Source organism: Clostridium sp. AF20-7 (assembly GCF_003479275.1).
In the GTDB taxonomy this organism is placed as follows: domain Bacteria; phylum Bacillota; class Clostridia; order Lachnospirales; family Lachnospiraceae; genus Otoolea; species Otoolea fessa.
Genome location: NZ_QUGF01000002.1, coordinates 243,316 through 258,931, shown reverse-complemented (window position 1 = coordinate 258,931; position 15,616 = coordinate 243,316). Strand labels below are relative to the sequence as shown.

At 49.3% G+C, this 15,616-nt stretch carries 11 protein-coding genes; 9 read left to right on the top strand and 2 right to left on the bottom strand.

What is annotated here, in order from left to right:
• Nucleotides 1-72 precede the first annotated feature (72 nt).
• The 8 genes from DWX68_RS02860 (at nt 73) to DWX68_RS02825 (ending at nt 12,081) form a co-directional block, all read left to right on the top strand.
• Nucleotides 73-2,316: a DNA topoisomerase (ATP-hydrolyzing) gene (locus DWX68_RS02860; RefSeq protein WP_118628559.1), complete on the top strand. Its 2,244-nt coding sequence runs from the start codon at nt 73-75 to the stop codon at nt 2,314-2,316.
• Between the two features lie 53 nt (nt 2,317-2,369).
• Nucleotides 2,370-3,092 carry a purine-nucleoside phosphorylase gene (deoD, locus tag DWX68_RS02855; RefSeq protein WP_118628558.1) on the top strand — a complete coding sequence of 241 codons (723 nt, stop codon included), beginning with the start codon at nt 2,370-2,372 and terminating at the stop codon, nt 3,090-3,092.
• Nucleotides 3,093-3,279: 187 nt separating this feature from the next.
• Nucleotides 3,280-4,851: a nitrite/sulfite reductase gene (locus DWX68_RS02850; RefSeq protein ID WP_118628557.1), complete on the top strand. Its 1,572-nt coding sequence runs from the start codon at nt 3,280-3,282 to the stop codon at nt 4,849-4,851.
• Nucleotides 4,852-5,105: 254 nt separating this feature from the next.
• Entirely contained in the window at nt 5,106-6,191 is a 1,086-nt protein-coding gene (asd, locus tag DWX68_RS02845) for an aspartate-semialdehyde dehydrogenase (protein ID WP_118468829.1), read from the top strand.
• Between the two features lie 699 nt (nt 6,192-6,890).
• A complete protein-coding gene (locus tag DWX68_RS02840) occupies nt 6,891-7,940 on the top strand; it encodes an aldose epimerase family protein (protein ID WP_118628556.1) in 1,050 nt (349 codons plus the stop codon).
• A 46-nt stretch (nt 7,941-7,986) separates the two neighbouring features.
• The gene (locus tag DWX68_RS02835) at nt 7,987-8,877 is read left to right on the top strand and encodes a DMT family transporter (RefSeq protein ID WP_118628555.1); all 891 of its coding nucleotides are present in this window, start codon (nt 7,987-7,989) and stop codon (nt 8,875-8,877) included.
• Between the two features lie 171 nt (nt 8,878-9,048).
• Nucleotides 9,049-11,307 (top strand): DNA topoisomerase, encoded by a 2,259-nt coding sequence (locus tag DWX68_RS02830; RefSeq protein ID WP_118628554.1) that lies wholly within the window; start codon nt 9,049-9,051, stop codon nt 11,305-11,307.
• Between the two features lie 48 nt (nt 11,308-11,355).
• Nucleotides 11,356-12,081 carry a UDP-N-acetylglucosamine pyrophosphorylase gene (locus DWX68_RS02825; RefSeq protein WP_118628605.1) on the top strand — a complete coding sequence of 242 codons (726 nt, stop codon included), beginning with the start codon at nt 11,356-11,358 and terminating at the stop codon, nt 12,079-12,081.
• On the opposite strand, the gene mgtE is transcribed toward DWX68_RS02825, so the two are convergent.
• Both mgtE and DWX68_RS02815 read right to left on the bottom strand, forming a co-directional pair.
• Complete coding sequence (gene mgtE / locus DWX68_RS02820) at nt 12,073-13,506, bottom strand: magnesium transporter (RefSeq protein ID WP_117795814.1); 1,434 nt, start codon at nt 13,504-13,506, stop codon at nt 12,073-12,075. The two genes, DWX68_RS02825 and mgtE, sit on opposite strands and share 9 nt — an antisense overlap.
• A gap of 436 nt (nt 13,507-13,942) precedes the next feature.
• The gene (locus tag DWX68_RS02815) at nt 13,943-14,527 is read right to left on the bottom strand and encodes a TetR/AcrR family transcriptional regulator (RefSeq protein ID WP_107000022.1); all 585 of its coding nucleotides are present in this window, start codon (nt 14,525-14,527) and stop codon (nt 13,943-13,945) included.
• 410 nt (nt 14,528-14,937) lie between these two features.
• On the opposite strand from DWX68_RS02815, the gene DWX68_RS02810 reads away from it, so the two are divergent.
• Nucleotides 14,938-15,570: a cytidylate kinase-like family protein gene (locus tag DWX68_RS02810; RefSeq protein WP_118468738.1), complete on the top strand. Its 633-nt coding sequence runs from the start codon at nt 14,938-14,940 to the stop codon at nt 15,568-15,570.
• Nucleotides 15,571-15,616: the final 46 nt, after the last annotated feature.

Genomic DNA, 15,616 nt, shown 5'->3' with positions numbered 1-15,616 from the left:
AGTAACTGTGAAGGCACTGAACAGTTACGATTATGAAAGTATATGACAGGAATTTAGGAGATAGAAAATAGAATGGCTGAAACGATCATTACGACAGAATATTCAGAGGAAATGCAGCGCAGCTATATGAACTACTCGATGAGTGTCATCACGGCCCGCGCCATCCCGGATGCGAGGGATGGTTTGAAACCGGTACAGCGCCGCGTCCTTTACGATATGGGGGAGCTGCATCTGGGGCACGACAAGCCGCACCGGAAATCGGCGCGTATCGTCGGTGATACGATGGGTAAATACCACCCGCACGGCGACAGTTCGATCTATGAGACGCTGGTCGTGCTTTCCCAGAGCTTTAAGAAGGGAATGCCGCTGGTAGACGGACATGGAAACTTTGGTTCCATCGAGGGCGACGGGGCGGCGGCGATGCGTTACACGGAGGCGCGTCTCCAGAAGTTTGCGGAGGAAGTGTATTTAAAGGATCTGGACAAGACCGTCCGGTTTGTGCCGAACTACGATGAGACGGAGAAAGAGCCGGAGGTTCTGCCGGTCCGCGTGCCGAATCTGCTGATCAACGGTGCCGAAGGAATTGCGGTCGGCATGAGCACCAGCATTCCGCCGCACAATCTGGGCGAGGTCATCGATACGGTGATGGCGTATATCGATCAGCCGGAGATGGAGACGGAAGCGCTTCTGAGCGTCTTAAAGGGACCGGATTTCCCGACCGGCGGCATCATTGCGAATAAGAGTGAACTTCCGGCGATCTATGAGACAGGAACGGGGCGCATCAAACTGCGTGCCCGGATGGAGGTGGAGCTTGGAAAACGCCGTTCTGACCGGGACAAGCTGGTGATCACGGAGATTCCGTACACGATGATCGGCGCTGGCATCAATAAATGTCTGTCGGATATCGCAGATCTGGTTGAGTCCAAGAAACTTGCCGATGTGGTGGATATTTCCAACCAATCGAATAAAGAAGGAATCCGGATTGTTCTGGAACTCAAGAAAGACGCGGATATTGAGAAAATCCAGAATATTTTGTATAAAAAGACAAAACTGGAGGATACGTTCGGTGTCAATATGCTGGCGATCGCGAATGGACGTCCGGAGACGCTGAATTTAAAGGGAATCTTAAAGAATTATCTGGATTTCCAGTATGAAAATAATACCCGCAAGTATCAGGTGCTTCTGGAAAAGGAGCAGGAGAAGAAGGAGATCAAGGAAGGTCTGATCACAGCCTGCGACTGCATCGATCTGATTATCGCGATCCTGCGTGGTTCGAAGAATCTGAAAGATGCGAAAGCCTGCCTGATGGAGGGCGATATTTCCAAAATCCAGTTCCGCACACCGGGATTTGAGGAAGATGCCAAGAAGCTTCATTTTACGGAGAAACAGGCATCTGCGATTCTGGAAATGCGTCTCTATAAACTGATCGGCCTGGAGATCTTGGCATTGCAGAAGGAGTACAAAGAGACACTTCGCAAGATCAAAGAATACCAGAAGATTCTCGGCAGCCGTGAGGCGATGGACGAGGTGATTAAAGAAGATCTGCAGTCAATCAAGGAAGAGTTTGCAGTGGAACGCCGGACGAAAATCGAGGATGGACGCGAGGCAGTGTATGACGAGGCGGCGGAGAGCGCCAGACCGGGCGTGTTCGTGCTGGACAAGTTTGGTTATTGCAAGATTCTGGAACCGTCGATCTACGAGCGGAACCGGGAGACAGTGGACACGGAGAATGTGTATGTACTGCCGTGCCATACGACGGATAAGATAGGATTGTTTACAGATCTGGGTGCATTCCATCAGGTGAAGGTGACTGAGATTCCCTTTGGAAAGCTGCGCGATAAGGGGGTGCCGATCGATAACCTGAGTAAATTTGATGCCACCAAAGAACGTCCGGTCTGTGTGGTGAATGCGGCGCAGTTAAAGGGACAGAAGCTATTATTTGCAACGAAGGATGCGATGATTAAGATCGTGCCCGGCGGGGAATTTGAGACAAATAACCGAACAGTGGCGGCGACCAAGCTGCAGGAGAATGATATGCTTCTCTCGGTACAGCCGGCGGACGGCATGAAAGAGGCGGTCATCCAGACGACCAGCGGTATCTTCCTGCGATTCCCGATCGAGGAGATATCGGAGATGAAGAAGAATGCGAAAGGTGTGCGCGGCATCAAGCTGGGGCGTACCGAGTCGCTGGAGACAATCCATCTGCTGGACGGCACTGAGGATGATCCGATCGTTATGTATAAAGAAAAAACGGTTCATTTGAGCCGTTTGAAAATAGGGCACCGCGATGGCAAGGGAAGCCGGGCGAGAAGCTAGAATCAAACAGAAAGATTCCGAGAGTACATTTACGAAAAAAGGAGGTATTTCATATGGCTGAACTTCAGAACACACCGACCCCTCATATCGGGGCAAAGCAGGGCGAGATTGCGGAGGCGATTTTGCTTCCGGGCGATCCGCTGCGGGCAAAGTATATCGCAGAACATTTTCTGACGGATGCAAAACAGTTCAATACAACGAGAAATATGTACGGTTATACCGGCTATTATCAGGGCAAACGCGTGTCTGTCATGGGAACCGGCATGGGCTGTCCGTCGATGGGAATTTATTCCTATGAGCTGATTCATTTTTATGGATGCAGGAATCTGATCCGGATCGGAACTGCCGGTGCGCTGCGTCCGGAGGTAAAGGTGCGCGAGCTTATTTTCGCGATGGGCTCCTGTACGACATCCAACTATGTAAAACAGTTCCGCCTGCCGGGGGATTATTCCTGCGTGTGCAGCTATGAGCTGCTGGAAAAGGCAGTTGAGTCCGCGAAAAAGAGAAATTTAAAATATCATGTCGGTAATATTTTGTGTTCCGATATGTTCTACAACCCGCCGCTTGAGCCGGACGGAACTAGCTGGGCGCAGATGGGCGTGCTGGCGGTGGAGATGGAGTCGGCGGCACTTTACAGCAACGCTGCCTATGCGGGCGCAAATGCGATCTGTATCCTGACCGTATCGGATTCGGCAGTGACCGGAGAGGCGACGACGGCAGAAGAACGGGAGAAGACGTTTACCAATATGATGGAAGTGGCGCTGGATCTGGTGTAAGATAAGCTGGTAAAAGTAGAATTTGAAGTAACTGTTCAGTAGGTCTGCGCATTTATTGCGCTGACCGTACGAAAACAAGGACCAGCAGGCAAAAATCCCATTGCCGTAGGCAATTTTTAATGGATTTTTGCGCGTGACTGTGAAGGTGCTGAACAGTTACAATTTGAAGAGAAAACAGGAGAGAAAAATGATAGGAATTGCTCCAAAGGAGTGGAAAACAGATCTTCCGGAGTTTTGTGAAAAAACGAGGGATTTTTATGCAGGAAAGATGGATAAGGGCTCATATAAGGGCTTTTCAGGACGTTACGGCAGTTATGCACAGAAAGGCGGCGCGGCGAGCATGCTGCGTCTGCGTATGACGGCAGGATGTGTGTCGAAGGAGAAGCTTGCATTTATCGCAAAGGCAATCCGCGCATATCAGGTAAATATGGTACATTTTACGACTTGTGAGAGCGTGCAGTTTCACAATCTGGATGAGAAATCAGTCTGTGAATTGATGGAGCAGGCACTCGATGCCGGGATAGTGACGATGGGCGGCGGCGGAGATTTCCCGCGAAATGTGATGTGTTCTCCGCTTTCCGGTGTGGAAGAGGGCGAATATTTCGACGTTATGCCGTGGGCGAAGGCGGCGGGCGAATACCTGATGACCTTCATCAATGCGGAAAAGATGCCGCGCAAGCTCAAGGTTTGTTTCTCTAATTCACCGGCGAATGTGACGCACGCGACCTACCGAGATCTGGGATTTGTGGCTTGCCCGGACGGAACGTTTGAGGTATACAGTGCAGGCGGTCTGGGAAATAATCCGCAGTTTGGCGTTAAAGTTGCCGAGGGCGTTGCGCCGGAGAAGATTCTTTATTACATTAAGGCGATGTGGCTGACATTCCGGGCATATGGCAATTACGAAAACCGCGGAAAAGCGCGTACCCGGTATATGCAGGAAGCACTCGGCGGAGCGGAAAATTACCGGAAGGCGTATCAGGAAAAGCTTCAGGAGGTACTGGCATCCGGGGAACAGCTGGATCTTTCACGTGAGGAAGTGATGGCAGCGGCAGGAATGAAAGAAAAGCAGGGCAAAACAGGCGATGGAAGCAGCGCGTCGGGAGAACGTGTGCTGGAGCAGAAACAGCCGGGACTTTATACGGTTATCTGGCATCCGATTGGCGGACAGCCGCGCCCGGAGACGCTGGCATCCCTGGGAGAACTGATGCAGTCGATTGACGGCACAGAGCTTCGCTTGGCACCGGATGAAACTGCTTATATCATCAATTTGACCGGAGCAGAAGCAGAGAAGATTCTGGAGGCGACGAAGGAGACGGCTCAGACAAAGTTTGAGACATCGGTAAGCTGTATCGGTGCGTCGATCTGTCAGGTTGGTGCACGCGATTCGCAGGCTCTGTTACAGGCGTGTGTAAAGGCGGTCGGGGAGGCACAGATCCCGGACGGCGCACTTCCGCAGATTCATATTTCCGGATGTCCGTCTTCCTGCGGTACCCACCAGACTGGACCGATGGGATTCCGCGGAGGCGTGCGGATGGCAGATGGCAAGGCACAGCCGGCATTTGTATTTTATCTGGGCGGAAATGAGGTACAGGGAAAAGAGACGATGGGACGTGAGTTTGGCACGATGTTTGAGAGCGAGATTCCGTCGTTCTTAGTCAAACTTGGAAAAGAGATTGCGGCAAGGGGGCTTGATTTTGAGAGCTACCGGACGCAGTACCCGGATGGGATTGAGAAGGCTGCAGCGGAATACTTAGCTTAGAAGAACCTATTTTGAGTTAAAACATCGTTAAATCCGTGACAGACGTTATAAATTTATCAAATGTCCGCGAGTGACGTACAAATGTATTTTTCTTGCGGAAAAATGTTGATTTTTTGTTTGTTTTGTTATAGGATAGACAAGAATTACAGCGGCAGAGTGAAAACGTGTTGCAGAGCAGGAGCTTCCTATCCAAACTCCATCCTGCCATGAGAAGCTGAAAAAGCCGCTGTCAGAAGAGGAGAAAAACGATGAACATGGAAAAGAAATTACGTGTAGGCATTCTGGGAGCAACTGGTATGGTAGGTCAGCGTTTCATCACGCTTCTGGCAAATCATCCGTGGTATGAGATTACTGCGCTGGCAGCAAGCCCGCGTTCTGCAGGAAAAACATATGAGGAGGCAGTCGGCGGACGCTGGAAAATGCAGACCCCGATGCCGGAGTGTGTGAAGAAGATGGCCGTTATGAACGTAAACGAGATCGAGAAGGTAGCATCCGAAGTTGATTTCGTGTTCAGCGCCGTAGATATGACAAAAGAAGAGATCCGTGCGATTGAAGATGCGTATGCAAAGACAGAAACACCGGTTGTTTCCAACAACAGCGCACACCGCTGGACACCGGATGTTCCGATGGTAGTGCCGGAGATCAATCCGGAGCACTTTAAGGTGATTGAGTTCCAGAAAAAACGTCTGGGAACCAAGAGAGGCTTCGTAGCGGTAAAACCGAACTGCTCCATCCAGAGCTATGCACCGGTTCTGACTGCATGGAAGGAATTTGAGCCATATGAGGTAGTAGCTACGACGTATCAGGCAATCTCCGGAGCGGGCAAGACGTTCAAAGACTGGCCGGAGATGGAAGGCAACATCATCCCGTACATCGGAGGTGAGGAGGAGAAGAGCGAGCAGGAGCCGCTTCGTCTCTGGGGAGAGATCAAGGACGGCGAGATCGTGAAGGCATCCGAGCCGGTAATTACCTGCCAGTGCATCCGTGTACCGGTTCTGGACGGACATACAGCAGCCGTATTTGTAAAGTTCAGAAAGAAACCAACCAAAGAGCAGCTGATCGAGAAGCTGGTTAATTTCAAAGGACTTCCGCAGGAACTGGAGCTTCCGAGCGCACCGAAGCAGTTCATTCAGTATCTGGAAGAGGATAATCGTCCGCAGGTACAGCTGGATGTCAACTATGAGAAGGGCATGGGCGTATCTGTTGGCCGTCTGAGAGAAGACAAAGTTTACGATTGGAAGTTTGTAGGTCTCTCCCACAACACACTGCGCGGCGCAGCCGGCGGTGCGGTACTGTGTGCAGAGCTTCTGACCGCACAGGGATATATCCAGGCGAAATAAAGAAATCTGTTTAGAGAATCCGTGAAATAGAAAATTAAAACTGATAAAAGTAAGAACTGCCGCCCAGTGGCGGAGAGGCTGTTTAAAAAACGATGGCTGACTCTGTCCGAAACGGCAGTTTTTGTTTGTGTCATAGGAAACTTCGTCCTAAGACACAAAAAATGCTCCGCGTGATGTGTCAAGGAACCTTCTTTTTTAGCTGAAATGGAATCTTGGTAATTGTTCACAGGTGGGAATTTTCTGAACTGAAAATTCCGTAAGATACAGTTCTGGCTGCAGCTTTTGCCGATTTGGAATGTGAAGCATCGGCAAAAGCCTGTTACTGGGCACACATGTGTGAACAGTAACGAATCTTTAAATTTTTATAATGGGATTTGGAAAAAATGGGTGTGCATGAGAGGAAAAGTATTGTATACTTAATAAATCAGCTATTTATCTCAGTCGAGAAGACTCCCACCTCTTCAGGTGGTGAGTAATAGCAAATTTGTCTCAGTGGAAGCCTTGTCTCCGACTGAGATAAACGCTCCGCGAGGATGCACAGTGATTCTGATAGGAATATGTCAGTTTCGCTGACCAGAATCACGCGCCAAGTCTCACGGACGTTCGATTTGAAAAGGTAAATAGATTTAATCTGACATAGGTAAGCATAAAAAATGCGAAAAATATTTTTCGGATTCTAAAAATTAAGGGGGATTTGGCATGGTTGAGAAGACAATCTTTGGAACAATGGAAGATGGCAGAGAGGTCAGCCGTTATACATTGACGAATCAGAATGGCGTTTCTGCATCCTTTTTAGATCTGGGTGCAATCTGGTCCACGATGCTGGTGCCGGATCGGAACGGAGAGATGGCGGATGTCCTGCTGGGACATGAAACAGTAGCAGACTGCCTGGTAAGCGATGGGCATCTGGGCGAGGCTGTTGGACGAAATGCAAACCGAATTGGCGGCGCGGTGTTTACGTTAAATGATAAAAAATATGAATTGACGGCGAATGATGGTCCGAACAACCTGCACAGCGGCATGGATTTTTACCGGAATCGTATCTGGGCGGCAGAATATGAGACGGGCGTTAATCAGGTTTCGTTTACACTGGAAAGCCCGGACGGCGATCAGGGATATCCGGGAAATGCCTCGATCCGTGTGACCTACACGCTGACAGATGAAAATGAAGTAAAGATTCATTACGAGGGGACCTGCGATCAGGATACCATTTTTAATATGACAAACCATGCGTATTTCAATCTGGCAGGCCATAAGAGTGGTCCGGCGCTTTCGCAGATGGTTTACATTGACAGTGATGCGATCACGGCGGTAGACAAGGTGCTGATCCCGACCGGTGAGATCCGCAAGGTAATAGGGACTCCGATGGATTTCTCAGATTTCAAGCCGATCGGACGTGATATTGAAGCGGATTACGATCAGTTAAAACTGGGCGGCGGCTACGATCATAACTGGATTCTCAACCATGAGTCAGGCGTATTCAGTCTGGCGGCGGCTGCGATCGACGAGGAGAGTGGGCGCAAGATGGAGGTATACACCGATCTGCCGGGAGTTCAGTTCTACACGGGCAATTTCCTGGACGGACAGGTTCCGGGTAAGGGCGGCGTGAAGTATGTGAGACGCCAGGGATACTGCTTTGAGACGCAGTATTACCCGAACGCAGTCAACATGCCGGGATTTGCATCCCCGATCGTGAAAAAGGGCGAGAAATACGATACAACGACCAGTTATAAATTTATGACGGTTTAAATTTGTATTTGATTTGTGATTATTTTGACATAGGATAGAGATTGACATGAGTGAGACAAACAACAAGGGGGTAAAAGTGCTGGCATCTGCCAGCCTTTTATTTGTAACAATTATCTGGGGCAGCGCGTTCGTTGTGATGAAAAATTCGATGGACGCGATCACACCTACATACCTTTTGGCGTACCGGTTTACGATAGCGGCGCTTGGGATGGCGGCTCTTTTCTGGAAACAGATCCGGGGAATGTCGATGCAGGAGTTTAAATGCGGCGCACTGGCGGGATTGTTTCTATTTATCAGTTATTATTTTCAGACGTATGGGCTGAAATACACGACCGCGAGTAAAAATGCGTTTATTACGACGTTATATGTGGTGATCGTGCCGTTTCTGGCATGGGCGGTTAATCATGTGCGCCCGAAGGCAAATAACCTGATCGCAGCGGGATTTGCTGTTGTGGGATTGGCGCTTTTATCGCTGAAAGGCGATCTGTCGGTCAATTTTGGTGATTTCCTGACGCTGGTGTGCGGCATCTGCTTTGCGGTTCATATGATTTTTCTGGATCGCTTCACGGCATACTGCACTCCGATCCGCCTGACGGTCATGCAGATGGGAACAGCGGCGGCGTGTTCGTGGGTGCTGGGGCTTCTCACGGAAGGAGCGTTCCATCCGGAAGTATTTACACTGCCGGGAGTAGCAGTTTCGATGCTGTATCTGGGACTCGCATCCAGCATGCTCTGTTTTCTGCTTCAGACAGTGGGGCAGAAATATCTGAGCGCCAGCACATCCTCGATTCTACTGTCGTTTGAATCGGTGTTTGGGCTCCTGTTCTCTGTCTGGCTGCTGCATGAGAAGCTGACGGTGCGGATGCTAATTGGCTGTGCGCTGATGTTTGCGGCGGCGATTCTGGCGGAGTGGACGCCGAAGCGGAAAAGTAATTAGAGGAAATTAGGTAACTGTTCAGCAGGTCTGCGCATTTACTGCGCTGACCGTACGAAAACATGGGCCAGCAGGCAAAAATCCCATTGCCGTAGGCAATTTTTAATGGATTTTTGCGCGTGACTGTGAAGGTACTGAACAGTTACGAAATTAGTAAGATAGGAGCAGAACAACGTGGCAAAATCGTTATTTATAGCCGAGAAACCGAGCGTGGCGCGTGAGTTCGCAAATGCACTCAAGGTAAATGGGCGCTCGGCGGATGGCTATATTGAATCGGAAAATGCGGTTGTGACCTGGTGTGTTGGACATCTGGTCACTATGAGCTATCCGGAAGTATATGATATGAAATATAAGCGCTGGAGTCTGGAGACACTTCCATTTCTCCCGAAAGAATGGAAATATCAGGTTATCGACAGCGTGAAGAAACAGTTTGGAATCGTGAGCGGTCTCTTAAACCGGGCGGATGTAGATACAATCTACGTCTGTACCGACTCGGGACGGGAGGGAGAATATATCTACCGCCTCGTCGCGCAGATGGCTGGCGTGCGGGGCAAGAAACAGAAGCGCGTCTGGATCGATTCACAGACGGAGGAAGAGATTCTGCGCGGCATCCGCGAAGCGAAGGATCTGTCCGAATACGATCATCTGGCGGATTCGGCATATCTGCGGGCAAAAGAAGATTATCTGATGGGAATTAACTTTTCCCGCGCACTGACGTTGAAATATGGACCATCTGTTTCTAACTATATGCGAAGTTCTGACCGGACCGTGATCTCAGTCGGACGCGTCATGACCTGTGTCCTCGGCATGGTAGTCCGCCGGGAGCGGGAAATACGGGAATTTGTCAAAACGCCATTTTACCGCGTGATCGGTACATTTGGACCGGCAGGCATCTCGATTGACGGCGAATGGCGGGCAGTGGAAGGAAGCCGTTACTATGGAACGCCGTGTCTGTATAAGGAAAATGGTTTTAAGGAGCGAAAGGACGCGGAGGCGCTGATTGCATGGCTGTGGGAACGCGAGAATGGAAACGAAAATTCGGGAGTCATGCAGTCAGAGGTCAGCGACGCAGAAAAAGCGGACGCGGGTTTAATGGGCGTATATAATACTTCGCAGGGAACCATTTTAAAAGTGGAAAAGAAAAAGGAAACCAAAAATCCACCTCTTCTCTATAACCTGGCGGAGCTCCAGAATGATTGTTCTAAAATGTTTAAAATCAGCCCGGATCAGACCCTGAAAGTGGTGCAGGAGCTGTACGAGCGAAAGCTGGTTACCTATCCGCGAACGGACGCGCGTGTGCTTTCAACGGCGGTGGCGAAGGAGATCAGCAAAAATATCGGCGGTCTGACGCATTATGAGCCGCTGGCGGCATTTGCATCGGAGGCGATGCAGGCAGGGCTGTGGAAGAACATAGCAAAAACGCGTTATGTCAATGATAAGCAGATTACCGATCACTACGCAATCATACCGACCGGACAGGGATTCGGCGCGCTGCGAAGTCTCCCGGAGTTGAACCGCAAGATTTACCAGGTGATTGTGCGCCGTTTCTTAAGCATCTTTTATCCGGCGGCGGTTTACCAGAAATATGCGGTTGAGATTGAGGTAAAAGGTGAACATTTCTTTGCCAGTTTCAAGGTATTGAAAGAAGCGGGATATCTCAAGGTGGCGGAAATTCCGAAAAAGAAAAAGGACACTGCCGGGGAAAGTGTCGGCAGAACGAACCGCCTTGAACCAGGTATAGATGGAAATGATGCGGAAAATCCGGCAAGAGAAGCAGATGGAACAGACAGCAGCCAGCCAAAGGTAATTGACGCGTCCCACCCAGAGTTTATCCAGATGCTGGAACAGCTCAAAAAGGGGATGAAAGTGTCACTGGATGATTTGCAGATCAAAGAGGGCGAGACATCTCCGCCGAAGCGTTATTCCTCCGGTTCGATGATTCTGGCGATGGAAAATGCCGGTCAGCTTATCGAAGACGAAGAGCTGCGCGCCCAGATCAAGGGCAGCGGCATCGGAACGAGTGCAACCCGCGCGGAGATCTTGAAAAAGTTGTTCAACATCAAATACATGGCGCTCAACGAAAAAACGCAGGTCATCACGCCGACCTATCTGGGAGAACTGATTTATGAGGTCGTACACACCTCCATGAAGCAGCTTCTCAACCCGGAGCTGACGGCAAGCTGGGAAAAAGGTCTGACCTATGTGGCAGAGGGCAGCATCACACCGGATGAATATATGCAGAAATTAGAGCGCTTCGTTATCGGACGCACCTACAATGCGGTTCATATGGGAAATACGTATGGGCTGCGGCCGGCATTTGATGCGGTTGCTGTGTTCTACCAGAATGCAGAGAAAGAGAAGAAGAGTTCGAGAAGTGCGAAGAGCGCGGGAAATATGAAAGCTGCAAGAGCGACAAAAGCTGGAACCAAATAGCTTATTTATAATAATAGAATCAATTGAATTTTAGGAAAGGCAATGATCATGAAAAAAGAAGAAATGAAAATCACAGAATTATATGATTTAACCCATACGCTGGCTTCGGATTATCTGAAACAGTTTACATACCCGTGGGAGGCACTGGCAGGTCTTAGTGATTTTATCATCGAACTGGGAAACAGCCTGGATCCGGCAGAATATGAGAAACGCGGTGAAAACATCTGGGTTCATAAGACAGCGAAGGTATTCGACAGCGCCTATCTGCACGGACCGGTCATCGTCGGCAAAGACGCCGAGGTGCGCCACTGTGCATTCGTCCGTGGCAGCGCCCTGATCGGAGAAAGTGCGGTAGTCGGAAACTCCACTGAGCTTAAAAACGTTATCCTGTTCGATAAAGTACAGGTACCGCATTATAATTACGTTGGAGACTCCATCTTAGGCTATAAATCCCACATGGGTGCCGGTTCCATCACCTCCAACGTAAAATCCGATAAACTTCTGGTGGAAATCCACGCCGAAGACGGCAAGATCAAAACCGGACGCAAAAAAATCGGCGCCATGCTCGGTGACAACGTAGAAGTAGGCTGCGGCTCTATCCTAAACCCGGGCAGCATCATCGGACGCGGTACCAATATCTATCCGCTTTCCAGCGTGCGCGGCGGGGTAGATGCAAACTCTATCTATAAGAAGCAGGGAGAAGTTGCTAAAAAGGAAGAGTCCTGTTTTGCGTCCGAATCACAAATACCTATTTTCACCGGTTCTCTACACTAAATGAAACACATCCACCAGCAAAATCTCTGCCAGTCCATAATAAGTCACAACCGCTACCAGATCATTCACCGTCGTGATAAGCGGACCAGACGCAACTGCCGGGTCAACCTTCAGCTTGTGAAACAGCATCGGCACCAGTACGCCGACCAGGCTGGAGATTACCATTGCGGTCAGAAGAGAGATGCCGACACAGCCGGAAAGTGCAAACGAGAAGAAAAGACTCTTCTGCTTCATAATATGGATGAAAATGCCGATTACGACGAACGAAGCCGAGCCCAGCAGCAGTCCATTTAAAAATCCGATTCGCATTTCCTTGAATACAAATCCCAGCTTCTGCATCGCGGAGATATCCTCATCCATCAGGACACGGATGGTGACAGCCAGCGACTGGGTGCCGACATTGCCTGCCATGTCGAGGATCATCGACTGGAAGCAGATAAGAAGTGCGATACGGTCAACGATCGGCTCGAAAATGCCGACTACTGAGGAAACCCCCATGCCGAGGAAGAGTAGCAGCACCAGCCACGGGAGACGTTTTTTCAAACTCTGCAACAGTGGTTCGTGCAGATCCTCTTCCGAAGTAAGACCTGCCAGCTTTGCGTAGTCATCACCCATCTCGTCGTCGATCGCCTCGGCGATGTCCTCGTAAGTGATGGCACCGATGATCTTATGGTTCCGATCGAGTACAGGGATAGAATCCTCGCTGTAATCGATCAGCTCTTCCATACAGTCCGAAGATTTTTCATCCGCGTACACATACGGATAGGAGGTACTGATAATGTCCTCCAGCTTCATGTACTCACGGGCAGTGATTAAATCCTTCAGCTCGATCGCACCGAAATAGCGCCCATTTTCGTCTTCGACGTAGATGGTGTCGATGTTGTCGTTGTCCTCCGCCTGGGAGATCAGATGGCGCATTGCCTGCTTGATCGTACAGTTATTGGGAATGACGATGTAGTTGGTCGTCATCCGGCTACCGATCTGTTCCTCATCGTAGGAAAAGATCAGGTGGATATCATCCTTAGATTCCTGATCCATGCGCGCGATCAGGGCTTCTTTTTCCTCCGGATCTAAATTTTCGAGGATATCGACCGCCTCATCGGCATCCATCTCTGCCAGAACGGCTGCCGCCCGGTCAAGTCCCAGCTCATGCAGATAAGGCGCCGGTTCATCGAGATAGGTGAAAATCTCTGCCGTCATTTCCAGAGAGAGAATATTGTAGAGGCGTTTCCGGGTCGCAGTGTCCAGTGTTTCCAGAACCTCGGCAATATCGTTTGCATGGTAATTGTCGAGGTCATCCCGGATCACGCTTGCCGGTTTTCCGCTGCGGATGATCGCGCGGATATTTTCTTCAAAATTAGCATTATGCTCTGCGGTTGCGGCGATCGGAGCCGTTTCCGGGGAGCTTGTTTTCTTTTCGTCCATTTCTGGAGTCTGATTCATATTTGGTTCCCTCGCTTTCTGTCGTTCTATTTAATGCCGTTTGGGACGTACAGGGCGAGCAGTGCGGGGATAAAAAAATCCACCGCCAGTCGGGAACAGGATGAAATGCCGCAGATGGCAGTTTCAAACCCGCGCCAGGGCGATGGACAAATATATATGAAAACCAATCGTGCCGGGAAACGTTCAGCACTGAATCACCAGCCTGTTAAAGCAGGCGGAAATGTGCTGCCAGACAGCCCGATTCACACTCAAAAAGACCCTGCGGCAGACCAACAGTCTGGTACGCATGGTTGGAATTCATAGTTTGATTTTGCCCATCGCGACGACTTCGCCCGTTGCTGTCACAACTGTCCATGTGGTTCTCCTTTCTGAATTTTTAAAAATTGCAGTTTTATTAAAGCACGGAATTTCGTGAAAGTCAAGCCGGATTTTCCAGCACCCGGATGCCTTTTAAGATAAAGTCCTCTGTCAAGATTGCCATCTGTTCTGTGGATTCCTTCATGCCGCTTTCGATCCAGTACTGAACGGTACCGACACAGCCGGAAACGATAAAGGCGGAAAATGCCGCGAGCGTATCCGGATCGCTGGAACATTTGAGATCCAGCCAGCCTTTTAAACATTTATCGCTGACAATGCGTTTCAGGCGGTTGACAAAATTCAGATCACCGTTTTCTCCTATTAAGATAGAAACAATCTCTGCATTTTCCTGTACAAGAGGAAATAGTTCTGAGAGTGCGAGGGAAGGGCGCGCTACCAGTTCGGGAACGGGATGGTGCGTCAGGACAGACTCAACCTCCTCGATCAGTTCATTTTTGATCTGATCCATCAGGTCAAAGACATCTTTATAATGAAGATAAAAGGTGCCGCGGTTGATGTCAGCCATCTCGGCGAGTTCGCGCACCGTGATATCCTGAATTTTTTTTTCTTTGAGGAGGCGGGTTAAGCATTCTTTTAACTGGCGTCTCGTCTTTCGTACACGCCGGTCGAGTATTTCTTCTTTCATAGTGACTTCCTTTCTGAACGTTTCCAGACGGGGAAACGCCGTATGACTGTGTATCGGAGGCTGTGGATGAAGGGAGTGTTAAAAATAAGTAAAAATGGGCACACCAGATACAAAAAACAAACATAATGTGATGAAATGTTGATTAAAATACAACTGACGTAAAAATGATTATTGTATTCATTCGAACAACTTAGTATAATGCATTATAGTTCAAAAATGAACAAATGTCAATTAAACAGACATGAGTTGTATATGCTCTATTTTAGATGTAACTGTTCACTGCGAAGAAGTCTTTTGTATGGAACGTTTCACAGACGGCAGGAGTGGCTGACAATCGTGAAAGGAACGGCTATGAGAACCTGCAGCATATGCGAAAGCAAAAGGAAATAGATACGAAGGTGGAATCTGGTATGAAAAATTTTGTCATTACAATCGGAAGAGAGTTTGGAAGCGGCGGCCATAATCTGGGGAAGTCTCTGGCAAAGGAACTGGGAATTCCCTGTTATGACCGCCATCTGATAGAGGAAGCAGCGGTGTGCGGCGGATTTAAGATGGAGGAACTGGAAGAGGCGGACGAGATGAAGGCGAACCGTTTCCTTTTTAAGGTTCCGGCCAAGTGCAATCCGTTTACCGGTTATGGAAAGCCGATGAATGATACCTTGTTTGTCGTGCAGTCCCAGTTGATCCGGGAGTATGCGAAGAAAGGTCCATGCATTATCGTGGGACGCTGCGCTGACAAGATCCTGGAGGAGACAGAAGGGCTTATTTCTCTATTTATATATGCCCCGATGGAGGCGCGCGTGAAGGAGATTATGCGGCGTTACGAGACAGATGAAAAAGAAGCTGAATACCTGATCAAACAAGCGGATAAAATACGGAAAAATTATTATAATTTTTATGCAAAAAAGACATGGGCGGATAAAGCAAGTTATAATATGCTGATTGACAGCAGCCGGATCTCGGAAAAGGAACTGGCGGCGATGCTCCGGGCACTTTTAACGGCACGGGGAGTGGAACTGGAAACAGATGGATCCGATCAATAAGCATAAAGAAGAGTGAGGACAGCGTATGAAGGACAGAAGTTTGTGG

Bases quoted from the DNA above. Each gene is read 5' to 3' on its own strand.
- DWX68_RS02860 (WP_118628559.1), top strand. From the start codon at position 73: ATGGCTGAAACGATCATTACGACAGAATATTCAGAGGAAATGCAGCGC.
- deoD (WP_118628558.1), top strand. From the start codon at position 2,370: ATGGCTGAACTTCAGAACACACCGACCCCTCATATCGGGGCAAAGCAG.
- DWX68_RS02850 (WP_118628557.1), top strand. From the start codon at position 3,280: ATGATAGGAATTGCTCCAAAGGAGTGGAAAACAGATCTTCCGGAGTTT.
- asd (WP_118468829.1), top strand. From the start codon at position 5,106: ATGGAAAAGAAATTACGTGTAGGCATTCTGGGAGCAACTGGTATGGTA.
- DWX68_RS02840 (WP_118628556.1), top strand. From the start codon at position 6,891: ATGGTTGAGAAGACAATCTTTGGAACAATGGAAGATGGCAGAGAGGTC.
- DWX68_RS02835 (WP_118628555.1), top strand. From the start codon at position 7,987: ATGAGTGAGACAAACAACAAGGGGGTAAAAGTGCTGGCATCTGCCAGC.
- DWX68_RS02825 (WP_118628605.1), top strand. From the start codon at position 11,356: ATGAAAAAAGAAGAAATGAAAATCACAGAATTATATGATTTAACCCAT.
- mgtE (WP_117795814.1), bottom strand. From the start codon at position 13,506: ATGGACGAAAAGAAAACAAGCTCCCCGGAAACGGCTCCGATCGCCGCA.
- DWX68_RS02815 (WP_107000022.1), bottom strand. From the start codon at position 14,527: ATGAAAGAAGAAATACTCGACCGGCGTGTACGAAAGACGAGACGCCAG.
- DWX68_RS02810 (WP_118468738.1), top strand. From the start codon at position 14,938: ATGAAAAATTTTGTCATTACAATCGGAAGAGAGTTTGGAAGCGGCGGC.